The 16,899-nt window shown below is 69.2% G+C and carries 13 protein-coding genes; all 13 read left to right on the plus strand.

Annotation, left to right across the window (positions count from 1 at the left end; translation table 11 throughout):
• The first annotated feature begins 31 nt into the window (after positions 1 to 31).
• The 13 genes from pheT to tyrS all read left to right on the plus strand — a co-directional run bounded on the left by pheT (position 32) and on the right by tyrS (position 16,463).
• Positions 32 to 2,533, plus strand: coding sequence for a phenylalanine--tRNA ligase subunit beta (gene pheT / locus HQ314_RS15205; protein WP_056447973.1), 2,502 nt, complete (start codon positions 32 to 34; stop codon positions 2,531 to 2,533).
• Positions 2,534 to 2,581: 48 nt separating this feature from the next.
• Positions 2,582 to 3,640, plus strand: coding sequence for an N-acetyl-gamma-glutamyl-phosphate reductase (gene argC / locus HQ314_RS15210; protein WP_156380537.1), 1,059 nt, complete (start codon positions 2,582 to 2,584; stop codon positions 3,638 to 3,640).
• Positions 3,637 to 4,878 carry a bifunctional glutamate N-acetyltransferase/amino-acid acetyltransferase ArgJ gene (gene argJ, locus HQ314_RS15215; RefSeq protein ID WP_222650469.1) on the plus strand — a complete coding sequence of 414 codons (1,242 nt, stop codon included), beginning with the start codon at positions 3,637 to 3,639 and terminating at the stop codon, positions 4,876 to 4,878. The genes argC and argJ overlap by 4 nt, the downstream gene beginning before the upstream one ends.
• On the plus strand, positions 4,875 to 5,777 hold the full coding sequence (gene argB / locus HQ314_RS15220) for an acetylglutamate kinase (protein WP_027506740.1): 903 nt from the start codon (positions 4,875 to 4,877) through the stop codon (positions 5,775 to 5,777). Before argJ ends, argB begins: the two co-directional genes overlap by 4 nt.
• Entirely contained in the window at positions 5,774 to 6,982 is a 1,209-nt protein-coding gene (locus HQ314_RS15225) for an acetylornithine transaminase (RefSeq protein ID WP_222627008.1), read from the plus strand. The genes argB and HQ314_RS15225 overlap by 4 nt, the downstream gene beginning before the upstream one ends.
• Entirely contained in the window at positions 6,979 to 7,926 is a 948-nt protein-coding gene (gene argF / locus HQ314_RS15230; protein WP_027506738.1) for an ornithine carbamoyltransferase, read from the plus strand. The genes HQ314_RS15225 and argF overlap by 4 nt, the downstream gene beginning before the upstream one ends.
• On the plus strand, positions 7,923 to 8,426 hold the full coding sequence (locus HQ314_RS15235) for an arginine repressor (protein ID WP_027506737.1): 504 nt from the start codon (positions 7,923 to 7,925) through the stop codon (positions 8,424 to 8,426). The genes argF and HQ314_RS15235 overlap by 4 nt, the downstream gene beginning before the upstream one ends.
• 53 nt (positions 8,427 to 8,479) lie before the next feature.
• Positions 8,480 to 9,706 (plus strand): argininosuccinate synthase, encoded by a 1,227-nt coding sequence (locus HQ314_RS15240; RefSeq protein WP_056447988.1) that lies wholly within the window; start codon positions 8,480 to 8,482, stop codon positions 9,704 to 9,706.
• Positions 9,703 to 11,130 carry an argininosuccinate lyase gene (gene argH, locus HQ314_RS15245; RefSeq protein WP_222650470.1) on the plus strand — a complete coding sequence of 476 codons (1,428 nt, stop codon included), beginning with the start codon at positions 9,703 to 9,705 and terminating at the stop codon, positions 11,128 to 11,130. The genes HQ314_RS15240 and argH overlap by 4 nt, the downstream gene beginning before the upstream one ends.
• A gap of 109 nt (positions 11,131 to 11,239) precedes the next feature.
• Positions 11,240 to 14,197, plus strand: coding sequence for an AMP-binding protein (locus tag HQ314_RS15250; protein WP_056448110.1), 2,958 nt, complete (start codon positions 11,240 to 11,242; stop codon positions 14,195 to 14,197).
• A gap of 49 nt (positions 14,198 to 14,246) precedes the next feature.
• Positions 14,247 to 14,471, plus strand: coding sequence for a Trm112 family protein (locus tag HQ314_RS15255; RefSeq protein ID WP_027506733.1), 225 nt, complete (start codon positions 14,247 to 14,249; stop codon positions 14,469 to 14,471).
• A gap of 31 nt (positions 14,472 to 14,502) precedes the next feature.
• Entirely contained in the window at positions 14,503 to 15,150 is a 648-nt protein-coding gene (locus HQ314_RS15260) for a DNA-3-methyladenine glycosylase (protein WP_222650471.1), read from the plus strand.
• 44 nt (positions 15,151 to 15,194) lie between these two features.
• Positions 15,195 to 16,463 (plus strand): tyrosine--tRNA ligase, encoded by a 1,269-nt coding sequence (gene tyrS / locus HQ314_RS15265; RefSeq protein ID WP_037186630.1) that lies wholly within the window; start codon positions 15,195 to 15,197, stop codon positions 16,461 to 16,463.
• Positions 16,464 to 16,899 lie beyond the last annotated feature (436 nt).

The following is a 16,899-nucleotide window of genomic DNA, read 5'->3' on the forward strand; positions in this document are numbered from 1 at the left end:
CAAGCATTCAGACAGAGAGAGTGGAGAAGTCGTGCGAGTGCCCCAGTCCTGGTTGACCGAGGTCGTCCGGAAGGCCGCTCCCGAGTGGAGCGTCACTGCTGACGAGCTCGACGCGGGGTTCGTGTCCGTCGGCTTCGAGATCGAGGACGTCATCCCCCTTCCGGAGATCACGGGCCCGTTGGTCGTCGGCCGTGTGCAGTCCATCGAGGAGTTGACCGAGTTCAAGAAGCCGATCCGCTTCTGCCTGGTCGAGGTGGGCGAGGCGGAGCCCCGCGGAATCGTGTGCGGTGCACGGAACTTCGCGGAGGGCGACCTCATCGTGGCCGCACTTCCCGGCAGTGTTCTGCCCGGCGGGTTCGCCATCGCCGCGCGGTCCACGTACGGGCGCACGTCCGACGGCATGATCTGCTCGGTGTCCGAGCTCGGTATCGGTTCGGATCACTCCGGCATTCTCGTGCTGCCTGCCGGCACGGCCGTGCCCGGCGACGACGCACTCGCTGTTCTGGGCATGGACGACACCGTGTTCGACGTCAACGTGACGCCCGATCGCGGATACGCCCTGAGCGTGCGCGGTCTCGGCCGCGAACTGGCGTGCGGTTTCGACCTGGACTTCGTCGATCCCGCCGACGCCCCGCAGCCCGTCGTGTCCGCGGCCGCCTCCGAGGGCGAGGCGTGGCCCGTCGACGTCCGTTCCGAGTCGGGTGCCACCCGTTTCGCCGCGCGCCGCGTCGTGGGCATCGATCCGGCCGCGGTGACCCCCTGGACGATCCAGCGGCGGCTGCTGCTGTCCGGGGTGCGACCCATCTCGCCCGCGGTCGACGTCACCAACTACGTCATGCTCGAACTGGGCCAACCGCTCCACGCGTTCGACGCCTCCGCGCTGTCGGGCGGGTTGGTGGTCCGCCGGGCCGAGGCGGGGGAGACGCTCCGCACCCTCGACGACACCGTGCGCACCCTCGACCCGGAGGACGTCGTCATCGCGGACGGGTCCGGCGTGGTGTCGTTGGCCGGTGTCATGGGTGGCGCGTCCACCGAGGTGGGCGACGAGACCACCGACATCCTGCTCGAGGCGGCCATCTGGAGCCCGCTCGCCGTGTTCCGCACCGCGCGCCGTCACCGGCTGCCCAGTGAGGCGAGCCGTCGCTACGAACGAGTGGTGGACTCTGCTCTCCCGGTGCGCGCGCTCGACCGTGCCGCCGCACTGCTGGCCTCGATCGCGGGCGGCCGGGTGGAGCCCCTGCTCACCGACATCGGTGCACCGACGGTGTCCGACACCGTGACCATGGATCTCGACCTGCCGGACCGGGTCGCGGGTGTGACCTATCCGAGCGGAACCGCGGTGCGCCGCCTCACCCAGGTCGGGTGCGAGGTCGTCGTGGACGTGTCCGAGGCCGGGCGCGGGGTGGCCGTCGTGACGCCGCCGACGTGGCGTCCCGACCTCCGTCAGGCCGCCGACCTGGTCGAGGAGGTGCTGCGACTCGAGGGACTGGAGTCCATTCCGTCCGTCCTGCCGCACGCTCCCGCGGGCCGCGGACTCACCGCCGCCCAGCGTCGTCGCCGGGCGGTGGGTCGGGCACTGGCCTACACGGGGCACGTCGAGGTCCTCGCGCCCGTGTTCCTGCCGGCCGGGGTCTTCGACGTCTGGGGACTCGACGCGGACGATCCGCGCCGGGTGACCACGCGGGTGCTCAATCCGTTGGAGGCGGACCGACCCGAACTGGCGACCACTCTCGTCCCCGGTCTCCTGGAGATCGCCCAGCGCAACGTCTCGCGCGGACAGCGGGATCTGGCGCTGTTCGCCGTCGCGCAGGTCGTCGAACCGGGCGAGGGCACGCGCCCGATCGATGCGCTCGCCGTCGACCGTCGTCCCACCGAGGACGAGATCGACGCTCTGAAGCAGTCGTTGCCGGTGCAGCCGCTGCACGCCGCCGTCGTCCTGACCGGTGCGGTGACGGCACCCGGGCCGTGGGGCGTCGGCCGTCCTGCCGACGCCACCGATGCCTTCAGCGCAGCGAGGACGATCGCGAGCGCGTCCGGTGTCGAGGTGGAACTCCGGTCCGCCCAGTACCTTCCGTGGCATCCGGGCAGGTGTGCCGAAGTCGTTGTCGACGGTGTCGTGGTCGGGCACGCGGGTGAGCTGCATCCCGGTGTCCTCGAGCGCGCCGGTCTGCCGCCGCGGACCTGCGCGGTGGAGATCGACCTCGATCTCGTTCCCACCCGCGAGCCGCTGCCGTCGCCGTCCATCTCGCCGTTCCCCGCCGTGCTGCAGGACGTCGCGGTCGTCGTCGACGAGTCCGTCCCGGCCGCCGCCGTGCAGTCGGCTCTGATGTCGGGGGCGGGCCCACTCCTCGAGGACATTCGTGTCTTCGACGTGTTCTCCGGCGATCAGGTCGGTGCCGGCCGGAAGTCGCTGGCTTTCGCCCTGCGGTTCCGAGCGGCCGACCGTACGTTGACCGAGGACGAGGCGAGTGCCGCTCGCGATGCCGCCGTCGCGGCAGCGGCGACGGCGGTGGGAGCCGAACTCCGACACTGACGGTGCGCCGCTTTTGAATGAGCTTGCACCGTCATGCATAATCATCGTATGGACAGTGCATCGACATCGACGGGCACCCGGGTGGCCGTCGCGGGCGCCAGTGGCTACGCGGGTGGCGAGATCCTGCGTCTGCTGCTCGGACACCCGGCAGTGCTCGACGGCCGGATGACCATCGGCGCCCTGACGGCCGGTGGAAACGCCGGAACCACGCTGGGGCAACACCATCCGCATCTCGTTCCGCTCGCGGACCGCGTGCTGGTGGACACGGACGCCGCGGCCCTGGAGGGGCACGACGTCGTATTCCTCGGGCTCCCGCACGGGAAGTCAGCCGCCCTCGCCGAACAGCTGTCGGACTCCACGCTGATCATCGACTGCGGTGCCGACTTCCGGTTGACCGACGCCGCCGCCTGGGATCGCTGGTACGGCGGGGAACACGCCGGACACTGGCCGTACGGCATGCCCGAGTTGCCCGGTGGTCGGGACGCCCTGGTCGGAGCGACGCGCATCGCGGTCCCGGGGTGCTATCCCACGGCCTCGTCGCTGGCTCTGGCGCCCGCGTTTGCTGCCGGCATGGTCGAGCCCCGCGTGACCGTGGTGGCCGTGAGCGGCACCTCCGGCGCCGGTCGCGCGGCGAAGCCGGACCTGTTGGGTTCCGAGGTCATGGGGTCGGTCCGTGCCTACGGCATCGCCGGCGCGCATCGCCACACGCCGGAGATCACGCAGAACTTGTCCGCCATCGCCGGCACCGAGGTGATCGTGTCGTTCACTCCTGTGCTGGCTCCGATGCCGCGCGGCATCCTGGCGACGTGCACCGCTCCGACGACAGTGTCGGCCTCCGAGGCGCGTGCGGTCTACGAGAAGTACTGCGCCGACGAACCTTTCCTCCACCTTCTCCCGGAGGGGCAGCTGCCGCAGACGGGGTCGGTGCTCGGGTCCAACGCGGTCCACCTGCAGGTGGCGGTCGACGAGGACGCGGGCTTGCTGGTGGTCCTCGCCGCCATCGACAATCTGACGAAGGGCACCGCCGGTGCCGCGGTGCAGTCGATGAACATCGCTCTCGGACTCCCCGAGAGCGCCGGACTCTCCACGGTGGGAACAGCACCATGACCGACCACAGCCAGTCCTCTCCCGGCGCCCCCACGCGCGCTCCCGGGGTTCTCGTCCGCACACAGGGTGTGACGTCGGCAGCGGGATTCCGGGCCGCCGGGGTCGAGGCCGGTCTCCGGGCCAAGGGGGGCCTCGACGTCGCCCTCGTGGTCAACGAGGGCCCCGATCTGGCAGCGGCCGGTGTCTTCACCCTGAACAAGATCAAGGCTGCGCCCGTCCTGTGGTCGCAGCAGGTGCTGACCTCCGGTCGGCTCCGCGCCGTCGTCCTGAACTCGGGCGGCGCCAACGCCTGCACCGGTGCGCCCGGATTCCAGGACACGCACCGTACCGCCGAGCACCTCGCATCGACCCTCAGCGACTGGGGAACCGAGACGGGCGCCGGCGAGATCGCCGTGTGTTCGACCGGACTGATCGGCGACCGGTTGCCCATGGACAAGGTGCTCGGCGGTGTCACCGAGGTGGTGCACGAGCTCGCCGGAGGCATTTCGGGCGGCACCGATGCGGCCTACGCGATCATGACGACCGACACCCGGCCGAAGCAGGCCGCGATCCACCACGAGAACGGCTGGAACGTGGGCGGCATGGCCAAGGGCGCCGGCATGCTGGCGCCCTCGCTGGCGACGATGCTGTGTGTCGTCACCACGGACGCCGTGGCGAGCGCCGATCAGCTCGATCGCGCCCTCCGGCACGCGACGGCACAGTCCTTCGACCGACTCGACGTGGACGGCGCGACCTCCACGAACGACACGGTGCTGCTCCTCGCGTCCGGTGCCAGCGGCATCGAGGCGACACAGGAGGAACTCGACGCCGCTGTCCTCGCGGTGTGCGACGACCTCGCGGATCAGCTGATGGCCGATGCGGAGGGCGTGACCAAGCGGATCATCGTCAGGGTCGATGGTGCCGAGTCCGAACAGGACGCACTCGTGGCGGCGCGAACCATCGCACGCGATTCCCTCGTCAAGACGGCGCTGTTCGGCTCCGATCCCAACTGGGGCCGCGTTCTCGCCGCTGTGGGCATCGCGCCGGTCGCGCTCGATCCCGATCGCATCGTCGTGTCGTTCAACGGCAATCCCGTGTGCGTCGACAGCATGGGTGTGCCCGGCGCTCGTGAGGTCGATCTCTCGGCCGTCGACATCACGGTCGAGGTGGACCTCGGTGTCGGCTCCGCGTCGGCGTCGATCAGGACCACGGATCTGTCGCACGCCTACGTCGAAGAGAACTCGGCGTACTCGTCATGACGTCGTCCGAGCCCGTGTCCGCACACGACACCGCACGCATCCTCGCCGGCGCCCTCCCGTGGCTCCAGCAGTGGACGGGCAAGGTCGTCGTGGTCAAGTACGGCGGCAACGCCATGATCGACGATCGACTCAAGGCCGCGTTCGCGGCCGACATGGCGTTCCTGCGCACCGTCGGTATCCACCCGGTGGTCGTGCACGGCGGCGGTCCCCAGATCACCGCCATGCTCACTCGACTCGGACTGGTGGGGGAGTTCCGCGGCGGCTTCCGCGTGACGACGCCCGAGGTGATGGACGTCGTGCGCATGGTCCTGTTCGGGCAGGTCGGTCGCGAGCTGGTCGGACTGATCAACGCGCACGGCCCCTACGCTGTCGGCATCTCCGGCGAGGACGCGCACCTGTTCACGGCGACTCGACGCACCGTGACCGTCGACGGTGTCGCCACCGACATCGGTCTGGTGGGCGACGTGACGACGGTGAATCCCGCTGCGGTGCACGACCTCATCGAGGCCGGGCGCATCCCGGTCGTCTCGACCATCGCTCCCGACGCGGACGGCGTCGTGCACAACATCAACGCGGACACCGCGGCCGCGGCCCTCGCGGAGGCGCTCGGCGCGCAGAAGCTCGTCGTCCTCACCGACGTCGAGGGGCTCTACACGAACTGGCCGGACCGCGGGTCGCTCGTCTCGGAGATCGAGGCGGACGTCCTCGCCGAACTGCTGCCCGGCCTGGACGCCGGCATGGTCCCCAAGATGGAGGCGTGTCTGCGCGCGGTGCGCGGGGGAGTTCCCAGCGCCCATGTCATCGACGGTCGACTCGAGCACTCCGTGCTCCTGGAACTGTTCACCGGCGAGGGCATCGGCACGATGGTGCACGACGGCAGTACGAGAGGACGGGCATGACCAGCACGGAGCAACTGCAGCAACGCTTCTCGAATGCGCTGATGAACAACTACGGCGTGCCGCGCGTGGCGCTGGTCGGTGGTTCGGGAGCCGTGGTGACGGACGCCGACGGCAAGGAGTACCTCGATCTCCTCGCCGGGATCGCGGTCAACATCCTCGGCCACGGACATCCTGCCGTCGTCGAGGCGGTCTCCGCCCAGCTGACGACGCTGGGCCACACGTCCAACCTCTACGCGGCGCCGCCGTCGATCGAACTGGCGGAGCACCTCCTCGAGCACCTCGGTCACGCGGCCGGCGGCGATGCTCGGGTGTTCCTCTGCAACTCCGGCACCGAGGCGAACGAGGCCGCCTTCAAGATCGCGCGTCTCACGGGTCGACCGAACATCATCGCGGCGGAGAACGCGTTCCACGGTCGGACCATGGGAGCCCTCGCGCTCACGGGGCAGGCGGACAAGCGGGCTCCGTTCGAGCCCATGCCCGCCGGTGTGTCGCACGTTCCCTACGGCGACATCGCCGCGCTCGAGGCGGCGGTCGACGAGAACACGGCCGCCGTCTTCCTCGAACCGATCATGGGTGAGGGCGGAGTCGTCGTCCCGCCGGAGGGCTATCTGCCCGCAGCGCGCGAGATCACTGCGCGCCACGGCGCCCTGCTGATCCTCGACGAGGTCCAGACGGGCATCGGCCGTACGGGGTGGTTCTACGCCCATCAGCGGTTCGGCATCGTCCCGGACGTCATCACCCTGGCGAAGGGGCTGGGCGGGGGACTGCCCATCGGCGCCTGCATCGGCATCGGCCCGGCAGCCGCCATGCTCACCCCGGGCAAGCACGGGACCACGTTCGGTGGCAACCCGGTGTGTTCGGCGGCGGCCCTGGCGGTGCTGCGCACTCTCGCGTCCGAGGATCTGCTCTCGCACGCCGACCGGCTGGGCAAGATCCTGCGACACGACATCGAGGCGCTCGGACATCCCCTCGTCGATCGCGTACGGGGTGCGGGCCTTCTGCTGGGCATCGTCCTCACCGAGCCGGTGGCGGCCGATGTCGAGACCGCGGCCCGTCACGCAGGCTTCCTGGTGAACGCGGCGCAGGCGAACGTCCTGCGTCTGGCGCCGCCCCTGATCATCACGGACGAGCAGGCAGCATCGTTCGTCCGTGCACTTCCCGCGGTCCTCGACGAGGCGCGGCCGACAGCAGAGGCGACCTCGTGACACTGCGGCACTTCCTTCGAGACGACGATCTCTCCCCCGAGGAGCAGGCCGAGATCCTCGCTCTCGCAGCCGAACTCAAGAAGGCACCGTTCTCGCGGCGCCCGCTGGAGGGTCCGCGCGGCGTCGGCGTCATCTTCGAGAAGAACTCGACGCGCACCCGCTTCTCGTTCGAGATGGGCATCGCGCAGCTCGGCGGCCACGCAGTGGTCGTCGACGGCCGCAGCACGCAGCTCGGACGCGAGGAGACGCTGCAGGACACCGGGCGCGTGCTGTCCCGCTACGTCGACGCCGTCGTGTGGCGCACGTTTGGGCAGAAGCGCCTCGAGCAGATGGCGACGGGGGCGAGCGTGCCCATCGTCAACGCGCTGTCCGACGATTTCCACCCCTGCCAGGTGCTGGCCGATCTCCAGACGCTCGCCGAGCGCAAGGGATCGTTGAGAGGTCTGCGCCTCTCGTACTTCGGCGACGGTGCCAACAACATGGCGCACTCCCTCATGCTCGGCGCCGTCACCGCCGGCGTCGACGTCACGATCGCCGCCCCGGAGGGCTTCGTGCCGGACCCGTCGGTGCTGGCGGCCACGCAGGAGCGCGGTGAGCGGACGGGAGCGAGCGTGACCGTCACGAACGATCCGATCGCCGCCGCGACCGGAGCCGACGTGCTGGTCACCGACACATGGACGTCGATGGGACAGGAGAACGACGGCCTGGACCGCGTCGGACCCCTCCGCCCGTTCCAGATCAACGAGTCGCTGCTCGATCGTGCCGACTCGGAGGCACTCGTCCTGCACTGCCTCCCGGCCCACCGCGGCGAGGAGATCAGCGACACGGTGCTCGACGGCCCTCGCAGCGTCGTGTGGGACGAAGCCGAGAACCGGTTGCACGCACAGAAGGCCGTCCTGGTGTGGCTGCTCGAGCAGGCGGCATCGGGACGACGGACGCCGTGACCGCCGAGTCGCAGGGCCCGGTGACGTCGTCGACGCGCGCCGGGCGCCAGGCGCGCGTCGTGGCCCTGCTCTCCACCCACCAGGTCCGATCGCAGCAGGAACTCCAGTCGCTGCTCGCGGCGGAGGGGATCGAGGCCACCCAGGCCACTCTCTCCCGCGATCTCGACGAGTTGGGCGCCGTCAAACTTCGCGCCGCCGACGGCGGTGCGGGCGTCTACGTCGTTCCCGAGGACGGCAGCCCGGTCCGAGGGGTCGCGGGCGGCACCGATCGGCTCTCCCGGCTGCTCGGCGAGTTGCTCGTCTCCACCGACGCCAGCTCCACGATGGCCGTTCTCCGCACGCCGCCCGGAGCCGCGCACTATCTCGCCAGTGCACTGGACCGGGCGGCACTGCCCGAGATTGTGGGAACGGTCGCGGGGGATGACACCATCTTCGTGATCGCCCGCGATCCGCTGTCCGGACGCGAGCTCGCCGACCGCATCGAGAATCTCGCGCGCTGAACCACCAGTCTCAATCCCAGAACGTCCGAATCACACGAAGGAGCACACACCCCATGGCCGAACGCGTCATCCTCGCCTACTCCGGCGGTCTCGACACCTCTGTCGCCATCAGCTGGATCGGCCGCGAGACCGGCAAGGAGGTGGTCGCCGTGGCGATCGACCTCGGCCAGGGTGGCGAGGACATGGAGGTCATCCGGCAGCGCGCACTCGACTGCGGCGCCGTCGAAGCCGTCGTCGTCGACGCTCGGGACGAGTTCGCGGACGAGTACTGCCTGCCGACCATCCAGTCGAACGCCCTCTACATGGACCGCTACCCGCTGGTGTCGGCCATCAGCCGTCCCCTCATCGTCAAGCACCTCGTCGAGAACGCGCGCTCGCACGGCGGCACCGTCGTCGCTCACGGCTGCACCGGCAAGGGCAACGACCAGGTGCGCTTCGAGGTCGGTTTCAACACGCTCGCGCCCGAGCTCGAGGTGCTGGCCCCCGTGCGCGACTACGCCTGGACCCGCGAGAAGGCCATCGCCTTCGCCGAGGAGAACAGCATCCCCATCAACGTCACCAAGAAGTCGCCGTTCTCGATCGACCAGAACGTGTGGGGTCGCGCCGTGGAGACCGGGTTCCTCGAGGATCTGTGGAACGCCCCGACCAAGGACGTCTACGACTACACCGAGGATCCGACGGCCAACTTCAACGCGCCGGACGAGCTGGTCATCACGTTCGACAAGGGACGCCCGATCGCCATCGACGGCCGCCCGGTGTCGGTGCTGCAGGCGATCCAGGAACTGAACACCCGTGCGGGCAAGCAGGGTGTCGGCCGCCTCGACGTGGTCGAGGACCGGCTCGTCGGCATCAAGAGCCGCGAGGTCTACGAGGCTCCCGGCGCCATGGTCCTGATCCGTGCCCACGAGGAGCTCGAGCACGTCACCCTCGAACGCGAGCTCGGCCGCTACAAGCGGCACACGGACCAGAAGTGGGCCGAGCAGGTCTACGACGGCCTGTGGTTCTCGCCGCTCAAGGGTGCACTCGACACCTTCGTCCAGCACACCCAGGAGCACGTGTCCGGCGAGATCCGCCTGGTGCTGCACGCCGGCACCGTCGTCGTGAACGGTCGTCGCAGCGGGGAGTCGCTGTACGACTTCAACCTCGCGACCTACGACGCGGGCGACACCTTCGATCAGTCGTCGGCCAAGGGCTTCGTGCAGCTGCACGGCCTGTCGTCCAAGATCGCCGCCAGCCGTGACCGTGGCGCGGTGGCGGCGCAGGGACAGTCGGACCTGTGACGTCACCCGCTCACGGCACCAACGCGGGCGCTCTGTGGGGTGGGCGCTTCGCGTCGGGTCCCGCGGAAGCCATGGCGGCGCTGAGCAAGTCGACCCACTTCGACTGGGTGCTCGCCCCGTACGACGTCCGTGCCTCCAAGGCTCACGCACGTGTGCTCAACTCGGCCGGCCTGCTGACGGCGGGCGATCTCGAGGCGATGCTCACCGGCCTCGATCAGCTCGCCGTCGACGTCGACTCGGGTGCGTTCGGTCCCGCAGAGTCCGACGAGGACGTGCACGGCGCACTCGAGCGCGGGCTGATCGACCGGGTCGGTCCCGAGCTCGGCGGCAGGTTGCGTGCCGGCAGGTCGCGCAACGACCAGGTCGCGACCCTGTTCCGGATGTGGCTGCGGGACGCGGTGCGGCGGGTGTCGGCGGGCGTGCTGGACGTGGTCGAGGCCCTCACCGGGCAGGCGCAGGCACATCCCGACGCGGCGATGCCGGGCAAGACGCACTCGCAGGCCGCGCAGCCGGTCCTGCTCGCGCATCATCTGCTCGCACACACCCATCCGCTGCTGCGGGACGTGCAGCGCTTCCGGGACTTCGACGGCCGCGCCGCGGTGTCGCCCTACGGTTCGGGCGCCCTGGCGGGCTCGTCGCTCGGACTCGACCCGGAGAAGATCGCCGCGGAGCTCGGGTTCGACGGTTCCGCGGAGAACTCGATCGACGCGACGAGTTCGCGCGACTTCGCCGCCGAGGCGGCGTTCGTCCTGGCCATGACTGCCGTGGACCTGTCGCGTCTCGCCGAGGAGATCGTGTCGTGGAGCACCCCGGAGTACGGCTACGTGACACTCGCCGACGCATGGTCGACGGGCAGTTCGATCATGCCGCAGAAGAAGAACCCGGACGTCGCGGAGCTCACGCGCGGCAAGACCGGGCGACTGATCGGCAATCTCACCGGTCTGCTCGCGACGCTCAAGGCTCAGCCCCTCGCGTACAACCGTGATCTGCAGGAGGACAAGGAGCCCGTCTTCGACTCGGTGTTGCAGCTCGAGATGCTTCTGCCTGCCCTGACCGGGTTGGTGTCCACCCTCACCTTCCACACCGACCGGCTGCGCGAGCTGGCGCCGGCGGGATTCACGCTGGCGACGGACATCGCCGAGTGGCTCGTCCGCAACGGTGTGCCGTTCCGGCACGCCCACGAGGTGGCAGGCGACTGCGTGCGACGTGCGGAGTCGCGCGGTGTGGGTCTGGACGAACTGACCGACGAGGAGTTCGCGACGATCGACCCGGCGCTCACGCCGGAGGTCCGCTCGGTGCTCACCGTCGACGGATCCATCGGCTCGCGGGACAGCCGCGGCGGTACCGCGCCCGCACGGGTGGCGGAGCAGATCATCGTGGTCCAGCGCACCGCGGGCGAGCTCAGGACGTGGATCACGGCCTGACGGGACGACCCGATCCGAGCGGTCGGAGTGGTGTGAGACGCTGTGTCCTCATCGGTCGACGAGTCGTGGACCACACCGACCGAATCGATGCCGCCTTCGAGGAGTGCAGTTGCTGGGAATCGACACCGGGTCGGTCGCGACGTCGTTGCGGCGTGTGGTCGCCACGGCGCAGAACGGGCTCGAGGTCATCCGTCTCGGGGGACTCGAGACGGATGCCGTTCCGTCTCCCTTCTCGGTGGTCGCGCGCGATCGTATGTACCGGCTGCGTCGGTACTTCCCGGAGTCCGAGCAGACGGGTCCGCCCGTCGTGCTCGTACCGCCGATGATGATGTCGGCCGACGTCTACGACGTCACCCGCGACCAGGGCGGCGTCGGCATCCTGCACGAGGCGGGGATGGACCCCTGGGTGGTCGACTTCGGTTCGCCGGCCACCGAGGAGGGCGGGTGGAACCGGACGCTGGCGGACCACATCGTCGCGATCAGCGAGATCATCGACATCGTCGCCGAGCGGACGGGTCGCGAGGTCCACCTCGGTGGGTACTCGCAGGGAGGCATGTTCTGTTACCAGGCCGCCGCGTACCGCTCGAGTCGCGACATCGCCAGCATCATCACGTTCGGCAGTCCGGTGGACACCCTCGCGGCGCTCCCTCTCGGGATCCCGGCGAACGTTGCCACCAAGGGTGCCGAGTTCCTCGCCGAGCACGTGTTCACGCGTCTCGCGGTGACCGACTGGATGGCCCGCACCGGGTTCCAGTTGCTCGACCCGGCCAAGACCGTCAAGTCGCGCATCGACTTCCTGCTCCAGCTCCACGACCGGGACGCACTCCTGCCCCGCGAGTCCCAGCGCCGGTTCCTCGCGATGGACGGGTGGGTCGCCTGGTCGGGCCCGGCGGTCGCAGAACTGTTGACGCAGTTCGTCGTGCACAACCGCATGATGACGGGTGGGTTCTCCATCCGCGGCAAGGTCGTCTCACTCGCGGAACTGACCATGCCGATCCTCGCGTTCGTGGGGGAGGTCGACGACATCGGCCAACCGCTCGCGGTGCGCGGCATCCGCAAGGCGGCTCCGCGGGCCAAGGTGTACGAAGCAGGGCTCCGCGCCGGGCACTTCGGACTGGTGGTGGGGAGCACCGCGGCCACGCAGACGTGGCCGAGCACGGCGGGGTGGATCCGGTGGCGCGAGGGCCTGGGGCCGCGGCCGGTCGAGGTGCACGCCATGGGGTACGACGAGCACCCGGCCTCGGAGAGCGGCGTGTCGGTGGGAAATCGTCTCGTCCACACCGCGGCCACCATCGCCGAGGTCGGCCTGGGTCTCGGTCGCGGCATCGCCTCGGCGGCGGCCGGGGCCGTGAAGGGGTCTCGTGAGATCTCGTCCGAGGCCGCTCGCACACTGCCCCGTCTCGCCAGACTCGGCCAGCTGCAACCTCATTCGCAGGTCTCCCTCGGTCGTCTGCTCGGTGAGCAGGCTCGGCGCGCGAGTGCCGGTGAGTGCTTCGTGTTCGACGACCGTGTGTACTCCTACGCCGCCGTGGACCAGCGCATCGACAACGTGGTGCGCGGCCTGATCGTCAACGGTGTACGCCCCGCGATGCACGTCGGCGTGCTGATGGAGACACGTCCGAGCGCACTCGCCGCCGTCGCCGCACTGTCCCGCATCGGCGCGGTGGCCGTCATGCTGCAGCCCACCAGCGATCTCTCGGCGTCGCTGCGACTCGGGCGCGTCGAACTGCTGATCGTCGACCCCGACAATCTGGCCGGGTCCGTCGACCACGGACTGGACGTGCTGGTCCTGGGCGGCGGTGAGTCCCGCTCGCTCGACATCGAGGACTCCGACCTGGTCGTGGATCTCGAGCAGGTCGACCCGTCGACGGTGGAGTTGCCGGGGTGGTACGTCCCCAACCCGGGGCGCGCACGGGAACTCGCCTTCGTGCTGTTCAGCGGGAACGACGACACCCTGGATGCCAAGTTCATCACCAACTACCGCTGGGCTCTGTCGGCCTTCGGTACGGCCAGCTCCGCAGGTCTGTCCCGCGGCGACACCGTGTACTGCCTGGCGCCGCTGCACCATTCGGCCGGATTGCTCGTGGCGGTGGGCGGCGCGTTGGCGGGCGGGTCCCGCATCGCGCTGTCGCGCGGTGTCGAGCCCGAGCGCTTCGCGGACGAGGTGCAGCGCTACGGCGTCACGGTCGTGTCCTACACGTGGACCATGATGCGGGACATCCTGACGTCGGAGTCCCTTCCGCACCGAGGACAGCACGCCGTACGGCTCCTCATCGGATCGGGCATGCCCACCAACCTGTGGCGGCACACGCTCGAACGACTGGCACCTGCGCGGGTACTCGAGTTCTACGCGTCCACCGAGGGCGACGTCGTCCTCGCGAACGTGGCGGGAACGAAGATCGGGGCGAAGGGTCGCCCGCTGCCTGGCAGTGCACGGGTGGAACTCGCGGCATACGACGCCGTCTCGGGTCGGTACCTCGTGGACGAGCAGGGATTCGTCCGACACTGCGAGACCGGCGAACCCGGCCTGCTGCTCGGCCGTCCCGGACTGGACGACTCCAGCGGCGCGTTCATGCGTGGTGTCTTCAGTGCCGGCGACGTGTGGACTCCGACCAACCTGCTGTTCCGCCGGGACGAGGGCGGTGACTACTGGTTGCTCGGGCACAAGCGCTCGGTGATCACCACCGCACGCGGACCCGTCTACCCGCAGCCGATAGCCGACGCGATCGGCGAGGCGGAGCCGGTGGACCTGGCCGTGGCGTACGGCATCGGGGAGCACGGTGACCAGTGGTCGGTGTGCGCGGTGACCGTGCGGGCGGGTCAGAACCTCACGGCGTCGATGGTGTCGGATGCGCTGTTGGTGTTGGATCCGGCCGAGCGACCCGACGTCGTGCACGTGGTCGCGGACATCCCGCTGAGCCGCGCGTTCCGACCACTCGACGACACGCTGCGCGCTGCCGGACTGCCCGGTCCGGGGGTCAAGACCTGGTATCTGGCGTCGACGTCCGGCGAGTACAAGCGCATGACGAAGGCAGTGGCGGCGGAGCGCTTCACCGCGCATCAGTAGGGTGAGACCGCGTCGGAAGACCGACGCGACGACGGAACGAGGAGTCCTCTTGAGCGTCGATGCTCGCTTGCACAGCATTCTCGCCTGCCCGCAGGACAAGGGTCCGCTTCTGCTGATCCAGGACGAGCTGCTCTACAACCCCCGGCTGCGCCGTGTCTACCCCATCGAGAACGGCATTCCGGTGCTGCTCATCGACGATGCGCGTGACGCCACCGACGCCGAGCACGAGGACATTCTGGCCCGGGCGACCGCGCCCGCTCCGATCGCGGAGTGACGGGAGCGACTGCGACTCGTCGATCGCCGACATGACCGGCCCCGTACTGCCGTCCGAACGACTTCTCGGGTCCGCGACTCCCGTCGACGCGGCGACGCGTCTGCTCGGCGCCAGTCTGACCTGCGCCGGCGTCACGCTGCGCATCGTCGAGGTGGAGGCGTACGGCGGAGATCCCGGCGGACCCTGGCCCGACCCCGCGGCGCACTCGTTCCGAGGCCCCACACCGCGCAACTCGGTCATGTTCGGGCCGCCCGGTCGCCTGTACGTCTATCTCAGCTACGGGATGCATCTGTGCGCGAACATCGTCTGTGGTCCTGACGGAACGGCCGGCGCCGTCCTGATCCGCGCGGGTGAGGTCGTCGACGGTCTCGCGGTCGCCAGGACGCGGCGGCCCCGCGCACCGGAGTTCGGTATGGCGCGCGGACCTGGCAACGTCGGGAGTGTTCTCGCACTGTCGTTGGCCCACAACGGTGTTCGTGTCTTCGTCGAGAGCGCGGAAGTGTCGGTGACGCTGTCGGACGAGACGGCGTCACCGGTACAGTCAGGTCCTCGTGTCGGCGTGTCCACCGCTCCCGACCGTCCGTGGCGTTTCTGGATTCCCTCGGTGGCCGTGTCTGCCTATAGACGGAGCCCGCGAGCTCCGACAGACCCCGCCGGGGAGCCCGGTACTCAGGCCTGAGGGCGCCGTCGGGTGACGTGCGTGCATGCGAAAGAATCAGCGGTGTGAGCATCATCGAGGACCTGACCTGGCGTGGACTGATAGCCCAGTCGACAGACATCGAGGCACTGACAGCGGCGACCACCGCGGACGGCCCGATCACCCTCTACGCGGGATTCGATCCGACGGGACCGAGCTTGCACGCAGGGCACCTCGTTCCGCTGCTGGTCCTGTCACGTTTCCAGCGTGCGGGTCATCGTCCGATCGTGCTGGCCGGCGGAGCCACCGGACTCATCGGTGATCCGCGTGACGTCGGCGAACGCGTCATGAACTCGAGTGACACGGTGGCCGAGTGGGCCGATCGCATCAAGGGTCAGCTCTCTCGCTTCGTCGACTTCGAGGGTGCCGGCGGTGCGGTCATCGCGAACAACCTCGACTGGACCGCGTCGCTGTCGGCCATCGACTTCCTCCGCGACATCGGCAAGCACTTCTCCGTCAACGTGATGTTGGCGCGGGACACGGTGAAGAAGCGCCTCGAATCGGACGGGATGTCCTACACCGAGTTCAGCTACATGTTGTTGCAGGCGCAGGACTACCTGCACCTGCATCGGCAGCACGGATGCACCTTGCAGGTCGGCGGATCGGATCAGTGGGGCAACATCGTCGCGGGCATCGATCTCACCCGACGTATGGACGGCGACGCCGTGCACGGGCTGACCGTTCCTCTGGTCACTGCGGCGGACGGCACGAAGTTCGGTAAGTCCACCGGTGGCGGAAGCCTGTGGCTCGACCCCGAGATGACGTCGCCGTACGCCTGGTACCAGTACTTCGTGAACACGGCCGACGCCGACGTCGTGAAGTACCTGCGCTGGTTCACGTTCCTCGATCGTGACGAGCTGGCGGAACTCGAGGCGGCGACGGCAGAACGACCCCAGGCCCGCGCGGCGCAGAAGCGACTGGCGGCGGAGATGACGACGCTGGTGCACGGCGCGGACAACACCGCGGCCGTCGAACTTGCCAGCTCCGCCCTGTTCGGCCGGGGAGAGCTTCGCGACCTGGACGCGGGGACACTGTCGGCCGCGCTGTCGGAGACCGACGTCGCCGAGCTGCCGGCAGGGGAGGAGCGCACGATCGTCGACCTTCTTGTCGACACGTCGCTGTGCGAGTCGAAGGGCGCCGCCCGTCGTGTGGTGAAGGAGGGGGGAGTGTCGGTCAACAACCAGAAGATCGCTGCCGAGGACTGGACTCCCTCCGCGGACGACTTCCTGCACGGTGAGTGGCTGGTGCTGCGTCGGGGTAAGAAGAACATGGCCGGCGTACGGCGCTCGGTGTGAGCCACGCGTGCGCGGGGTCACAGTCGGGGTTCGAGCACTCGAAGGCCCGCGAGGCGCCGGAGCGGCGCGCTGACCTGCATGGTCGCGAGCCCGTCGTGTGGCCGACCTGCGGATTTGACGCACTGTTATCCGTCGCGTAACTTTTGTCGAGTCAGAGCGACACGGACACGGACCGAGACCGCAAGGCCTCGATCACCGGCTCCGTAGATCATCTGACATCCTGGTCACCGAAGAGTTCGAGTCTTGACTCGGCTCCGTGCGGCTGGCTAGGCTGGAACGGTTGCCCCGGATCCTCCTGCTTCGTGTGGGTGGTGGTGGTGTGTGCGTGTTCTTTGAGAACTCAACAGTGTGTCGATGAATGTCAGTGCCAATATTTTGTTTTGGTTTGCTGGTTCTTCTCCTTCTTCCCGTCGGGGAGGGACCGGTTCTTTTTTGT

Source organism: Rhodococcus sp. BP-332, assembly GCF_019836065.1.
GTDB lineage: Bacteria > Actinomycetota > Actinomycetes > Mycobacteriales > Mycobacteriaceae > Rhodococcoides.